Annotated in this window: 13 protein-coding genes; 7 read left to right on the forward strand and 6 right to left on the reverse strand. The window is 36.2% G+C overall.

Annotated features, from left to right (window positions below):
* Positions 1 to 4: 4 nt before the first annotated feature.
* Positions 5 to 889: a KPN_02809 family neutral zinc metallopeptidase gene (ypfJ, locus tag ABN212_RS13975; protein ID WP_198619858.1), complete on the reverse strand. Its 885-nt coding sequence runs from the start codon at positions 887 to 889 to the stop codon at positions 5 to 7.
* 268 nt (positions 890 to 1157) lie between these two features.
* On the opposite strand from ypfJ, the gene ABN212_RS13980 reads away from it, so the two are divergent.
* Both ABN212_RS13980 and ABN212_RS13985 read left to right on the forward strand, forming a co-directional pair.
* Entirely contained in the window at positions 1158 to 1856 is a 699-nt protein-coding gene (locus tag ABN212_RS13980; RefSeq protein ID WP_198619857.1) for a helix-turn-helix transcriptional regulator, read from the forward strand.
* A gap of 102 nt (positions 1857 to 1958) precedes the next feature.
* A complete protein-coding gene (locus ABN212_RS13985; protein WP_198619856.1) occupies positions 1959 to 2570 on the forward strand; it encodes a glutathione S-transferase family protein in 612 nt (203 codons plus the stop codon).
* 166 nt (positions 2571 to 2736) lie between these two features.
* Here the strand turns inward: ABN212_RS13985 and purC are convergent, their stop codons facing one another.
* The 4 genes from purC to dapA form a co-directional block, all read right to left on the reverse strand.
* Positions 2737 to 3450, reverse strand: coding sequence for a phosphoribosylaminoimidazolesuccinocarboxamide synthase (gene purC, locus ABN212_RS13990; protein ID WP_088495303.1), 714 nt, complete (start codon positions 3448 to 3450; stop codon positions 2737 to 2739).
* 524 nt (positions 3451 to 3974) lie between these two features.
* A complete protein-coding gene (locus ABN212_RS13995) occupies positions 3975 to 4565 on the reverse strand; it encodes a phosphatase PAP2 family protein (protein ID WP_349443323.1) in 591 nt (196 codons plus the stop codon).
* A 248-nt stretch (positions 4566 to 4813) separates the two neighbouring features.
* Positions 4814 to 5860, reverse strand: a complete 1047-nt coding sequence (gene bamC, locus ABN212_RS14000; protein ID WP_109373653.1) for an outer membrane protein assembly factor BamC — start codon at positions 5858 to 5860, stop codon at positions 4814 to 4816.
* Between the two features lie 16 nt (positions 5861 to 5876).
* The gene (gene dapA / locus ABN212_RS14005; RefSeq protein ID WP_198619854.1) at positions 5877 to 6776 is read right to left on the reverse strand and encodes a 4-hydroxy-tetrahydrodipicolinate synthase; all 900 of its coding nucleotides are present in this window, start codon (positions 6774 to 6776) and stop codon (positions 5877 to 5879) included.
* Positions 6777 to 6991: 215 nt separating this feature from the next.
* Here dapA and ABN212_RS14010 point away from each other — a divergent pair, with 215 nt between their 5' ends.
* Both ABN212_RS14010 and bcp read left to right on the forward strand, forming a co-directional pair.
* The gene (locus tag ABN212_RS14010; protein ID WP_088495300.1) at positions 6992 to 7549 is read left to right on the forward strand and encodes a glycine cleavage system transcriptional repressor; all 558 of its coding nucleotides are present in this window, start codon (positions 6992 to 6994) and stop codon (positions 7547 to 7549) included.
* 18 nt (positions 7550 to 7567) lie between these two features.
* The gene (gene bcp / locus ABN212_RS14015) at positions 7568 to 8038 is read left to right on the forward strand and encodes a thioredoxin-dependent thiol peroxidase (RefSeq protein WP_151435413.1); all 471 of its coding nucleotides are present in this window, start codon (positions 7568 to 7570) and stop codon (positions 8036 to 8038) included.
* Positions 8039 to 8123: 85 nt separating this feature from the next.
* On the opposite strand, the gene ABN212_RS14020 is transcribed toward bcp, so the two are convergent.
* Positions 8124 to 9200, reverse strand: a complete 1077-nt coding sequence (locus ABN212_RS14020; protein WP_109373655.1) for an AI-2E family transporter — start codon at positions 9198 to 9200, stop codon at positions 8124 to 8126.
* 154 nt (positions 9201 to 9354) lie between these two features.
* Here ABN212_RS14020 and ABN212_RS14025 point away from each other — a divergent pair, with 154 nt between their 5' ends.
* The 3 genes from ABN212_RS14025 (at position 9355) to ABN212_RS14035 (ending at position 13138) form a co-directional block, all read left to right on the forward strand.
* Complete coding sequence (locus tag ABN212_RS14025) at positions 9355 to 10827, forward strand: M48 family metalloprotease (protein ID WP_198619853.1); 1473 nt, start codon at positions 9355 to 9357, stop codon at positions 10825 to 10827.
* A gap of 9 nt (positions 10828 to 10836) precedes the next feature.
* On the forward strand, positions 10837 to 11193 hold the full coding sequence (gene arsC / locus ABN212_RS14030) for an arsenate reductase (glutaredoxin) (RefSeq protein ID WP_109373657.1): 357 nt from the start codon (positions 10837 to 10839) through the stop codon (positions 11191 to 11193).
* A 694-nt stretch (positions 11194 to 11887) separates the two neighbouring features.
* A complete protein-coding gene (locus ABN212_RS14035) occupies positions 11888 to 13138 on the forward strand; it encodes an MFS transporter (RefSeq protein WP_198632203.1) in 1251 nt (416 codons plus the stop codon).
* Positions 13139 to 13344 lie beyond the last annotated feature (206 nt).

The following is a 13344-nucleotide window of genomic DNA, read 5'->3' on the forward strand; positions in this document are numbered from 1 at the left end:
GGTATTAGTTCAAAGACGAAGAAGCAAATGTATCGCAAGATTTAATACTGCCACTGTTATAGCCTCTCATAAACCAAGTCTTGCGCTGTTCTGCTGTGCCGTGTGTAAAACTATCGGGCACTACATAACCTTGCTGTTGTTTCTGTAACTTGTCATCACCTATCGCTTGCGCCGTTTTGATCGCAGTTAATAAATCGCTTTCATCAATACGACCTTCACCTGCAATAAAATGTCCCCACATTCCAGCAAAACAGTCTGCTTGCAACTCTAATTTTACAGATAAACGATTTGCCTCTGCTTTTGAACGCGCCATTTGTTGTTTTTCACGCATTTGATTAGTGATACCTAATAAATGCTGAACATGGTGCCCTACTTCATGTGAAATAACATAACCTTGAGCAAATTCACCGCCACCACCTAGGCTATGTTTCATTTCATTATAAAAAGAGAGATCGAGATAAATCTTTCTATCCGCGGGACAATAAAAAGGTCCCATTATTTTTGTACCTGTACCGCATTGCGTTGTGGTGCTGTTGGTATATAAAACAAGTTTAGGATAGCTATATTGTTTGCCTGCTTGTGCAAAAATAGTTTGCCAAAAATCTTCTGTACTGGCTAAAACGACGCTACTAAAATCTGCGGCTTCATTATAAAGGGCACTTTGTTGTTCGTTGCGTTGTGGCGATTGGTCGGTTTCACCCGTTAATGAGTTAAAGTCAAATCCCATAAAACTGGCTATCACTAAAACAATAATAACCACAAACCCATATTTAGTGCGTAACAAAAGTGCAATTAATCCTAATGGGAGATTGCCACCGCCTGATGCGGGAGAAGATTGCCCTCTTCTATCTTCAACATTGTCACTTCTTCGGCGATCATTCCAACGCATAACTTATCCCCACATTTTAAATAGACGACTTTAGATTTATTATGAACAAATTTATCACTTGATTTGAGATAATAACAAATAATTGCAATCTCTATTCCCTATTTTTTAAGAGCAAGATAATAGAGACTATCAGAGTAAGCTAGTACCCGTTGTCACAACGAAAAAAATAAGCATCATAAGGAATTAAAACTGCTTTTTTAACGATTTCATCATAGAATTCTTATTTCTTGCCTTTGTATTTTTTCTTCACTAATAAATAGATAATTTAATGACTCGAACTCAACGTTTACTCACTTTATTGCAGATTTTAAAAGAAAATCGCTATCCGATAACGGCAGAGGTATTAGCAGATAAATTACAAATTAGTGTCAGATCTATTTATCGTGATATTGAGTCTTTACGTAATCAAGGTGCAGAAATTACGGGTGAAGCAGGTATAGGTTATCAGCTAAAATCAGGTTTACTCCTACCGCCATTAACCTTTGATATTAATGAACTTGAAGCACTTATTTTAGGTTTACGTTGGGTAGAAAGTAATACAGATAAAGAGTTAAGTCACTCGGCGTTACGGGCAATTAATAAAATCAATGCTGTAATAACAACACAGCATCAAACATTGCTTGAACAAAATACATTGTTTGTTCCCACTAACCGAATTATTGAAGTTGATCATACCATTGCTAAAGATATGCGTTTTAGTTTACGCGAAGAAAAAAAAGCCAAAATAGATTATAAAGATGCTCAAAAACAATTAAGCACTCGAATTATTTGGCCTATTGCTGTGGGTTACTTTCAAGATTCACAAGTGATTGCTGCATGGTGTGAACTACGCCAAAGCTATCGCCATTTTAGGCTCGATAGAATTATCTCTTATGAAGTATTAAGTGAGAATTTGCCTTACCCTAAAAACTATTTACTCTCTCGATGGAAAAAAGAGATCCTCAAAGAGGCTCCTGACAAAAACTGACGCACCGTTTGCGTAATATCTTCCTTGCTGTTCGCTGTTCTTTGTTTAGCTATAGTTTCAGTTTAAACAACTTCATATTAATCAACACAGTAAGGAAACATTATGAGTGAACTTATTCTTTATACTAATACAATGTCTCGCGGTAACACCGTTGAACTTTTCTTAAAAATATTAGATGTGTCTTATCAGCGTGTTGAATTAGAATATGGCGAACCAATGCGCACCCCTGAATATCTTGCTATTAATCCGATGGCAAAAGTTCCTGCATTAGTCGATGGCGAAACCGTTGTTACAGAGACAGCGGCAATTTGTGCTTATTTAGCAGATAAGTTTATTGAAAAAGGATTTGCTCCTGCCCTTAATTCACCTGAGCGTGCTGCTTATTATCGTTGGTTCTTTTTTACAGCAGGCCCTATTGAATCTGCATTTACGGTGAAAGAGCTTGGTATTGAACTTAATGAAGAACAGCAAAAATCATCTGGTTTTGGTTCTTTTGAACGCGCTTTTCATTGCTTAGAAACGGGCTTAGCCAGCGCCAAACCTTATCTTTGTGGTAAAAATCTGACTGCCGCTGATATTTATGTGGGTTATTTCCTTATATTTTTGTGCAAGTATGCGCTTATCCAGCCTACACCTCTGATTAATCAATATATTGATAGCCTTGCGCTTAATAATGAGATTAAACAATTATTAGAAAGCTTAGGATTACGATAAATTTTCTTATTATTAAACATAATTCAATCAAGCTATCTGTATAGTTGCTTAATTATGTTCTTTAATACATTTTCATTTAAAACGTGATATTTAAAACAAAAGGTCAGCTTTTAAGCTGACCTTTTCTAATTACATCTTGTTTAACTTGACGTAATCGTTTGCGTATTTAGTCTAAAGAAACACCGATTCGACGTGCAACTTCTTCGTATGCTTCAATTAATCCGCCTAAGCTTTGACGGAAACGGTCTTTATCCATTTTATCTAAGGTGTTTTTATCCCATAGACGGCTTCCATCAGGAGAGAATTCATCTCCTAATACAACTTTGCCATGAAATAGACCAAACTCAAGTTTAAAATCGACTAAAATAAGTCCTGCTTTATCAAAGAGTTCGCTAAGGACATCGTTTGCTTTATAACTCAAACGTTTCATTTCTGCGAGGTTTTCTTTAGACACCCAACCAAAGGTTTCACAATAAGATTCATTGACCATAGGATCATGACGAGCATCATCTTTCAAGAATAAATCAAAGATTGGTGGATTTAAAAGTGTACCTTCTTCGATACCTAAACGTTTGACTAATGATCCCGCTGCACGATTACGGATAACGCATTCAACAGGTACCATATCGAGTTTTTTTACTAGCACTTCATTATCAGAAAGCAAACGTTCCATCTGCGTTGGGATACCCGCTTCTTCCAGTTTATTCATAATGAAATGGTTAAATTTGTTATTTACCATTCCTTTACGATCAAACTGTTCAATACGTTGGCCATCTAACGCTGATGTATCATTTCTGAATTCAAGGATAAGAAAATCAGAAGATTCAGTGGCGTAGACCGTTTTGGCTTTTCCACGATACAACTCAGCTTTTTTCTGCATCTGACACACTCCAAAGATGTGATAGGTTTAACAAGAAATTTGCTTCCCATACTCTACTCTAGATTAGATAAAAAAGCTTTTAAAACGTGAGTACTATCACTAAAAAATCTCAGCGACAACGCATTGCTCACAACGTTTTTTTGTTGAAAACCACACCATAATTAGAAATCATATTTCAATTAATTCTATTGAATAACTGCGCTAATAACTAAAGTTATCATAATCAATATAAAGAGTGGTTTAGTAAAATTAGGATATATAAAATATAAAAAGTCAGAATAAGAATAATTATAGATTATATCACCTTATTATTTCTATTTTCAGATGATATTCTTAATAGACCTTAGATCTGTTTCAGATTACATCTATTTTGAGTAATCAATAATAAAAAAACCAGATTAATTTCTTTTTATTGAAAATTAATCTGGTTATCAATATTAGCATTAACAAGTTTTAATGACTTATCTCTTATCTATTTTTATATTAAAAAAATTCAGGTTATCTCGTAATAACATAATGCTTAATTAAATAATAAAACAGTAGATCTCATAAGCAAACCAACCTAATAAAGCGCCGGCAGGTAAATCAATTAAGTAATGTTGTTTTGTAAACATGCAAGATAATGCAATAAATAATGGGAATAAGAAAACCCATGGTCCTAAAGTTGCATAAGCAAGACACGCTGTGAGTGTTGCAACAGAAACGTGCATACTTGGGAAGCAGTTTGAGGAATCATCAAAATACTGAACAAACTTAAGAAATTTCTCTGACGCTGTTTTTCCTGGGTTTAAGGTACGCCAATGTACTGGGGTTGCAACAGGGAACACAACAAAGAAAAACATTTGCATAACTAACAAAACAATATAACTAAAAACAATCATAATAAATTGTCTTGAGTCTTGAATGATCCAATTGAGATATAAAATTGCGGGATAATATAAAAAGCTATAGATCCATGACCACCATGGCCAGAAAGGGATCTTTTCATCAATCGGTGAATTAATAATTTTCACTTCTCTCAATGTATATCGTTGAGTAAAAAAATAAAATTGATAAACACCTACAATAAGTATCCCACTTAATATCAAGTGAATAATCATATCACCTGCACTCATAAATACTCCTTCATATAGTCAGAGAATGCTTTGTTATTTTTATTTAAGAATAAGAATTGACGCAATATTGCATAAAATTAAGCGTATTGCATTAAGATTAATATTATTAATAAATTTAAATTAAACCCTATCATTAAAAGAGCATTCAATTAATGATGTTTAATTTAAATTAATACAATTAAGTTAAGATCATAAAAAAGCCGCACAACATATATTGTGCGGCTTCTCATATTTTTAAAGAAGAATACTTATTTTACAGGCTTACTGAAAGCAGCTTTCAGTGCAGCAACCATTTGATCATTTTGTGATTGTGTTAATGGTTTACCTTTATCACTGATAAATTGTAAACTACTGCGGTTATTTAAATCGCCGACTTGTAATTTATAATCCGCTTCTTCAACAGTTGGTCTATCAACACCTAACGCACTCCAGTTTGCACTGCTCATTCCTTTATAGGTTACTTCAATTGAACCTTTAGAACGTGTGCGATCGCCCATCTTCATACCAACACTTTCTAATGCAATAGGTAATCTATCCCAAACCACATCAAATGGTGCACGAACGATGATCACTGGAAGGCCAGCATTATCACTGCCGCTTTGGACATCGATAATACCTTGTATGTTGCTGCTTGCCGTATTTTCGCTTAAATTACGCATACGGTTTAAGCCATCAACCAATTCGTTAAGCATTAAAATATTATAACGCTTCACTTCAGCCGGATCAGTCATTTCAGTTTCGCCTTGGCGTAAACCTTCATTAGTCACTGTTAACGAAATAACATTACCTGACTGAGCAATTACTAAACGCTGACGTGTTTGGAAAGGTACGTTTTCATCAGCACGTAACCATGTGATCCAATCAGTATGGAGCTCTTTTTGTCCAGCATCACTTTTAACAATCGCAATACCTTTCTCTTTTAAGATAGAGCTAACTTGTTCATATAGTGTTGTGTTTTCAGGTGAGTTTGGTAATAGCAAACGGCTGTTATCTGCATTATTTTCACTACGAGAACCACTTAATAGATTCAATGCTTGAGTTGGTGGACGAATATCAAGCGCTAAACCAACAGGTTCAGTTCTTTTAGGGGTTGGAATGTCATATTCCCCATTTTGCAAAGGCAACACCATACCCGCCGGAATCGCTAAATTCTTTAGCCCTGCTGTCTCTAAATAAGACTCATCACCACTGACCTGACGTTTATAGCGCTGATCACTTGAACAGGCTGCCAGTAAGACCACCAGCGACAGACCCGCGACTTTCATAATCTTTGATTTATGCAATAGTGTTGCCATTAAAATTCCCTAAGTTTTACAGTATTCCCGCTGTTAACAGCGCTTTCTCAACAATTTGCTGACCTGATGATGTCAACGGAGTCATAGGTAAGCGCAATGTGGCGTCTTCAATCAATCCAATACGTTGACACGCCCATTTAGCTGGGATTGGATTAGGTTCAACAAATAACTGATGATGTAAGTCCATCAGACGTCGGTTAAGTTCACGCGCTTTCGCAAACTCACCCGCATTTGCTAATCGACATAATTCTACCATCTCTGACGCAGCAACGTTAGCAGTAACCGAAATAACACCCTGACCGCCAAGTTGCATAAAGTCTAATGATGATGCGTCATCACCACTTAATAAGATAAAACTATCATCATTAACCAACTCTTGGATTTGACTAACACGACTTAAGTTCCCTGTCGCCTCTTTAATTGCCACAATATTATCCAACTTGGCTAAACGTGCAACAGTTACAGGCAATAAATCGCATCCAGTACGACCCGGTACATTATACAGGATTTGTGGTAACTCGGTGCTTTCAGAAATCGCTTTAAAGTGCTGATATAACCCTTCTTGTGAAGGTTTATTATAATATGGCGTTACACTTAAACAACCTGCAATACCTTTATTTTCAAACTGTTGTGTAAACCAGACTGCTTCAGATGTTGCATTAGCGCCCGTACCGGCAATGACAGGAATACGCCCATCAGCCATATCTAATGTCATTAAAACGACATCAACATGCTCGTCATGACCTAATGTTGCAGATTCTCCAGTTGTACCGACAGAAACAATTGCAGCACTGCCTGCCTTAACATGATAATCAACTAATTTACGTAAACTAACCCGGTCAACGTTGCCTTTTGCGTCCATTGGTGTCACCAATGCCACCATACTGCCTGTAAAATTAAATTCGTTATTCACCATAATCATTGCTCCGAGATAGACGTATACTCAATGGTACTCATTCATTGCTCTATTGAAAACTACTTAACTCTAGGTTTCTAATGAAATTTGCTAATATTCTTTGATATGAATTAAAGAGATATAATAATTGAAGATAGTGAGCAAGGGATCTTGGCAGAAATCGAAATTTGTGTTTACCTGTTAAGAATAAACTGAAAGTCAAAAGGAACCTTATTTTGCCCATACCTGATAAACATTTTCTCGTCATTACTGCATTAGGTGCTGACCGTCCTGGTATTGTTGATACCATTACACAATTAGTCAGCCAATGCGGATGTAATATCGAGGACAGCCGACTTGCGATGTTTGGTCAAGAGTTTACGTTTATCATGCTACTTTCAGGTGGCTGGAACGCTATTGCACAGTTAGAAGCGTTGTTGCCCATTAAAAGTGCGGAACTGGATTTATTGACCGTAATGAAAAGAACGACCAATGGTGCACCAATTACCTATCCTTCAACAATTGCAGCGAAAGTTGATATTGAAGATGCGCCCGGTATTGTAGAACGCTTTACTAATCTATTTAGCCAACATAATTTTAATCTTGCTGAATTAATATCTAAAACACATCCATCAGAAGATGGCTCACCTGCCCGTTTAGAAATACAGATTACGGCGCATAATCCATTAGATGATCATGGTATTGTTATTAATGAGAAATTTAATCAATTATGTACAGAGCTGAACGCTCAAGGCACAATAAGTATCGTAAATAGTCTGATGATGAAACAGTAAAAAATGGAGAATGACCTAATGAACCCATTAAAAGCCGGTGAAAAGGCGCCTCAATTCAGTCTGCCCGACCAAGATGGAGAAACGATTAATTTATCTGATTTCGCTGGCCAACGTGTGCTCGTTTATTTTTACCCTAAAGCAATGACACCAGGTTGTACAACCCAAGCTTGTGGCTTACGTGATGAAATGGATGCACTAAAAAAAGCCAAAGTTGAAGTATTAGGTATCAGTACAGATAAATCAGAAAAACTTTCCCGTTTCGCTGAAAAAGAGATGTTAAATTTTACGTTGCTTTCAGATGAAGATCATAAGATCGCAGAAGAGTTTGGTATCTGGGGAGAAAAGCAATTTATGGGAAAAACTTACGATGGTATTCATCGTACAACATTCTTAATTGATAAAAATGGTGTTATCGAACACGTATTTGATAACTTTAAAACCAGTAACCACCATCAAGTCGTTCTCGACTATCTCGCTCAACATCCATAATTAATACTTCGAATTGATAAGATAACAGACAGCTTACACTGTCTGTTTTTTTATCTGTTTTTTATTAATATATTCAATGAGGTACTTAGCTTTTCTTTATATTTTGCTCATTCGCAATTTCATCGGGTAATGCATGCAATACTGCTTTTATCAGCGTTGCTAATGGAATAGCAAAGAAAACGCCCCAAAATCCCCACATTCCACCGAATATAATCACTGATAATATAATGACTAACGGGTGCATATTTACGGCTTCAGAATACAGAATTGGTACTAATAAATTACTATCTAATCCTTGAACAACAAGATAAGCGATAAATAACGCCCAGAAATCAGAGCCTAATCCCCACTGCGATAATGCAATCACAATAACTGGGATTGTTGCTAAAACAGCACCAACGTAAGGAACTAAAACAGAAACACCGACAATAACAGCAAGTAATACAGAGTAGCGTAAGTCAAAGAAAGCAAATACAAAATAAGTGAAAATACCCACAATTATCATTTCAGTGACTTTACCGCGAATATAATTGGTAATTTGCTGATTAACTTCAATCCAAACTTGTGCTGCCAATATTCTGTTTTTCGGCAAAACACGACGAACCGCATTAAGCATCTGTTGCTTATCTTTAAGTAAGAAGAAAGTCATTAAAGGAACAAGAATAAGATAAATCGACAGTGTAATAATTCCGATTAACGAAGCTAAAGATACTTTTAATACAGATTCAGCCACCGTTGAGAACTTGCTGCGTAAATTTTCTGCCATCATATCAACGATGCCGGCATCCATTAATGCAGGGAAGCGATCGGGTAATTCATGTGCAAATGCATTGAACTTATTGATCATATTTGGGATATCTGAAATCAGCGTCATCCCTTGTTGCCACACCGTTGGCGCTAAAATCAAAATAACAATGGCACTAATACCGATAAAGAGTGTCAGAATTATCGATACTGCCCATATACGGGCACATCCTAATTTTTCAAGTAAATGAGTTGGCCACTCTAAAAGATAAGCAAGCACAATTGCCACCAATAAAGGAGCAAGTATGCCACTGAAAAAATACAGAATTGAAAAGCCGGCAATCAAAATGACCACAAGGGCGATAACTTGTGGATCAGCAAATCGGCGTTTGTACCATTGAACAAGCAAGTCCAGCATGAAAATAAAGATCCTTTATAATAATCAGAACAATAGAGCTATATGTATTCATTTACATAAGCAATAATCTTTTGACAGATTTTACGTTAGGTTTTGCTATCATACATCATTAATTATTAATTATTCGTTAAGATAGCCATCAGGATACAGTTGTATGAAACTCAGACTTAAAAAACCCTTAGTCGCGCTTCTTGTTTCTGCGTTGCTATCAACATCAGTAGTGCCAGCGAATGCTGCGATTGATATTGAAGACTCTTTACCTGATATGGGAACGACCGCAGGTTCAACATTAAGCATCAATCAAGAAATTGCTATGGGTGATTACTATACTCGCCAACTGCGAAATAGTGCACCATTAGTTTTTGACCCATTACTCTCTAACTATATTAATAATTTGGGACAAAAACTGGTTTCTAACGCCAGCTCAGTCAAAACCCCTTTTCACTTCTACTTAGTTAACAACCCCAATATTAACGCCTTTGCTTATTTTGGAGGAAACATTGTTTTGCATTCTGCCCTCTTTCGATATAGCCAAACAGAAAGTGAATTAGCTTCTGTTATGGCTCACGAAATCACACACGTTACTCAACGACATCTAGCGAGAATGCTTGAAGATCAGGCTAAAACAACACCTCTTGCTCTTGCAGGTGTATTAGGTTCTATTTTGATATTTATGGCAAACCCGAATGCAGGTCTTGCAACCTTTACGGGAAGTATGGCGGGTATGCAGCAAAATATGATCACATTTACACAAATGAACGAGCAAGAAGCAGACCGTATCGGAATACAGACACTCTATCGAGCAGGATTTGATCCCAAAGGGATGCCTGACTTTATGCAAATTCTTGCTGACCAAGTACGATATAGCTCTAAACCGCCTGAAATGTTATTAACGCACCCCTTACCTGATAGCCGTTTATCCGATGCAAGAAGCCGAGCCAGTCAATTTCCTGCTCGGCAGGTTCCACAGTCAGCTGACTTTCTGTTTGCTAAAATGCGTGTATTAACCATGCTGACGAAAAACCCAACATCAGAGAATGCATTACAAACGATACTTGATCAGTTTAAGCAAGGTACTGCTCTTGAAAAGTCAGCCGCAAATTATGCGCTAATACTGCTCTATTCTCGTGATCGCAAATTTGATGACGCAAGAAAATTGCTCACTCCGATGTTAGAAAAAGAACCCAACAATATTTGGCTTATTGATGCCATGACAGATATCGATTTAGAACAAAACCGTGCAGGTGATGCGGTCGCAAGATTACAACTCGCATTAAAGCAAAGGCCCAATAACAATGTCCTTATTGCCAACTTAGCGAACTCATATATGCATAATAAGCAATATAACGAAGCTAATCGCCTACTTTATCGTTATACCTTTGATAACCCAAACGATCCTATTGGCTGGCAATTAATGGCAGAAAATTCAGCCAAACAAGGTGATAGAGCTCATGAATTAGCTGCTTATGCGGAAGATTTAGCACTCAGAGGTGACTTTGAAACAGCGATCCGTTACTTAGGTGATGCAAGCAGACAAGTTAAGCTGGGTAGCAATGATCAAGCTCGCTTTGATGCTCGCATAGACCAATTAAGAAAAATTCAGCAAAGAGACAGCCAATTTAAATAAGGGACAATCATGACCAAAAAAGTGACGATTTATCATAATCCACGCTGTTCAAAAAGCCGTGAAACCTTACATTTACTCGAAGAAATGCAAATAACGCCTAATGTTATTCACTATCTAGATACAGCACCTTCAGTAACGGAGCTTAAAACACTGCTCAAAGCATTAGGTTTTAATGATGCAAGAGAGTTAATGCGCACAAAAGAAGAAATTTATAAAACGCTAAAACTGGCTGATGAAACATCACAAGATGCATTAATTCAAGCAATGCATGAAAACCCTAAACTTATTGAACGCCCTATTGTGGTTGTCGGTAATAAAGCCCGTTTAGGCCGTCCACCAGAGCAAGTAAAAGAACTGTTTATTTAATCTTCAAAATTTAAAGCCCATATTTATGTTCTTACATATATGGGCTTCTCTCTATTTACTTCACTATTAATCCCGCAACCGTTTACTCTCTTTTCTCAATTAATAAATAAATTATTAAATGTTGTTAAATTGTAAACATTACAATTAGCAAAGTGTTTCTTATTTCCACAATAGAAAAAAAACAATCGTTTTATGCTTTCAAAATTTTTCATCTCAACCTCATATTTTTTATGAGTAAGAAATCGCCATTTTTGAAAACTTCTATCGAGATCACACGACATCGTATAAACTCACAATTATAAGAAAAAAATAATCATGTGTTTCATTTATATTGTGACTCAAGTCTCTTTACACAAATGCATTCCTACATATCATGGATATCAGAAAATATGATAGCAGAATTGATAAACAATAAATTCTTGCCAAAATATTTTTTCATTATCATCCAAGAAAGAAATTAACAAAAAACACACATTTAAAACAATACTGCAACACAGCAATAAGCTTTCAATTTGTTATTTACTCTATCTCTTCTTTTATTGTTGTTTTTTTAACTTGATAACAATTAGTCAGTGTGAAACGAAGTTGTAGATGTATATGAAATAAACAACGTTATAGCCAACATTATGGGCAATTAAAACTAACCAATCGCCATTATTGGTGTCGGGTGATTGCTAGGCTAATAGGAAAACAGATGAATATCGTACTTAGATTAAAACTTGTCTCATTCCTCCAGTTCTTTATATGGGGATCTTGGCTTGTAACATTTGCCTCGTATCTCTTTGGAGAGCTGCATTTTAAAGGTAGTGATGTTGGGCTTATTTTCAGTGCTCTTGGACTTGCCTCACTTATCGCACCCGTCATCATGGGATTTATTGCAGATAAAATAAACAACCGCAAATTAGTGTTTATTACCCTGCATATTTTTTCTGCATTAGCATTAGTGTTAATGTCGCAAATGACGACAGTAACCACACTATTTTTTGCAACTTTATTACATTTATTGTTCTTTATGCCAAGTATCTCAATGGCAAACAGCATCATTTTCGAACTGTTAGAACAAAAACATTTAGAGCCTAATAACTATTTCCCTAAAATTCGTGTTTACGGCACTGTTGGTTTTATTGCAGCCATGTGGGTTATTAGCTTCTTAGGTTTAGGTAATAGTTACCACCAGCTCTTCGTTGCAGCGATCGCTTCTATTGTTTTAGCTATATTTGCAATGTTCTTACCTGCAACTAAAGCAGCTGACAAAAATGAAACTAAAGCCGAAGAAGTGGCATTTAGTATCACTAATATCTTGCAAGTATTTAAAAAGAAAAATGTCGTTGTTTTCTTATTCTTCGCAACACTGTTAGGATCTGTACTGCAAATTACCAATACCTTTGGTGTGCCATTCCTACAAGATATCGCACAATCTCCAAATGCAGATGATTCATTCTTTGCACGTTATCCTTCTGTGTTCTTATCTATTTCACAGATTTCAGAAGTCGTATTTATTCTATTTCTGCCACTGTTATTAAAACGTGTAAGAATCGAAACGATCGTTTTATTCAGTATGGTTGCTTGGATCTTACGTTTCGGCTTCTTTGCCTACGGTGACTACACATCACTAGGTCAAATCGTCTTATTGTTATCAATGATTGTGTATGGTTGTGCATTCGACTTCTTTAATATCTCTGGTTCACTGTTCTTAGAAAAAGAGATCCCTTTACAATATCGTTCAACAGCACAAGGTATGTTTATGACCTTAGTGAACGGTTTTGGTACTTATTTAGGTGCAATGTTAAGTGGCTGGGTCATTGATTTATATACCACCAATGGTGCGGTTGATTGGAAATCATTCTGGTTAATCTTCACTGGCTACACGGTTGCAATCACTGCACTTTATCTGATTTTCTTACTGGTTCCTCAGAAGAAAGCCAAAGTAGTAGAAGCAAACTAATTATTTAACCCTCCTCCTTTATTGTTTGTGTCTCTCGCCGCTTGCCTTGTATAAAGACAAGCGGTTTTTTTATCTTGTGTTTTTATTAGAAAAGACAAAAATAGAAAATTCACCCTTAATAAATAACAAATATTTGTTACCTTCAATGGGTGTTGAATTTGAAAAAGAGAGGTAGGATTGAGATTATTCGCCTCACCTAACGAGAT

It is taken from the genome of Proteus genomosp. 6, assembly GCF_040139785.1.
Classification (GTDB): domain Bacteria; phylum Pseudomonadota; class Gammaproteobacteria; order Enterobacterales; family Enterobacteriaceae; genus Proteus.

Coding starts and splice junctions, on each gene's coding strand:
- ABN212_RS14020 (WP_109373655.1), bottom strand. CDS start 9,200: ATGCTGGACTTGCTTGTTCAATGGTACAAACGCCGATTTGCTGATCCA.
- ypfJ (WP_198619858.1), bottom strand. CDS start 889: ATGCGTTGGAATGATCGCCGAAGAAGTGACAATGTTGAAGATAGAAGA.
- ABN212_RS14035 (WP_198632203.1), top strand. CDS start 11,888: ATGAATATCGTACTTAGATTAAAACTTGTCTCATTCCTCCAGTTCTTT.
- bcp (WP_151435413.1), top strand. CDS start 7,568: ATGAACCCATTAAAAGCCGGTGAAAAGGCGCCTCAATTCAGTCTGCCC.
- ABN212_RS13995 (WP_349443323.1), bottom strand. CDS start 4,565: ATGAGTGCAGGTGATATGATTATTCACTTGATATTAAGTGGGATACTT.
- purC (WP_088495303.1), bottom strand. CDS start 3,450: ATGCAGAAAAAAGCTGAGTTGTATCGTGGAAAAGCCAAAACGGTCTAC.
- arsC (WP_109373657.1), top strand. CDS start 10,837: ATGACCAAAAAAGTGACGATTTATCATAATCCACGCTGTTCAAAAAGC.
- ABN212_RS14025 (WP_198619853.1), top strand. CDS start 9,355: ATGAAACTCAGACTTAAAAAACCCTTAGTCGCGCTTCTTGTTTCTGCG.
- dapA (WP_198619854.1), bottom strand. CDS start 6,776: ATGGTGAATAACGAATTTAATTTTACAGGCAGTATGGTGGCATTGGTG.
- bamC (WP_109373653.1), bottom strand. CDS start 5,860: ATGGCAACACTATTGCATAAATCAAAGATTATGAAAGTCGCGGGTCTG.
- ABN212_RS13980 (WP_198619857.1), top strand. CDS start 1,158: ATGACTCGAACTCAACGTTTACTCACTTTATTGCAGATTTTAAAAGAA.
- ABN212_RS13985 (WP_198619856.1), top strand. CDS start 1,959: ATGAGTGAACTTATTCTTTATACTAATACAATGTCTCGCGGTAACACC.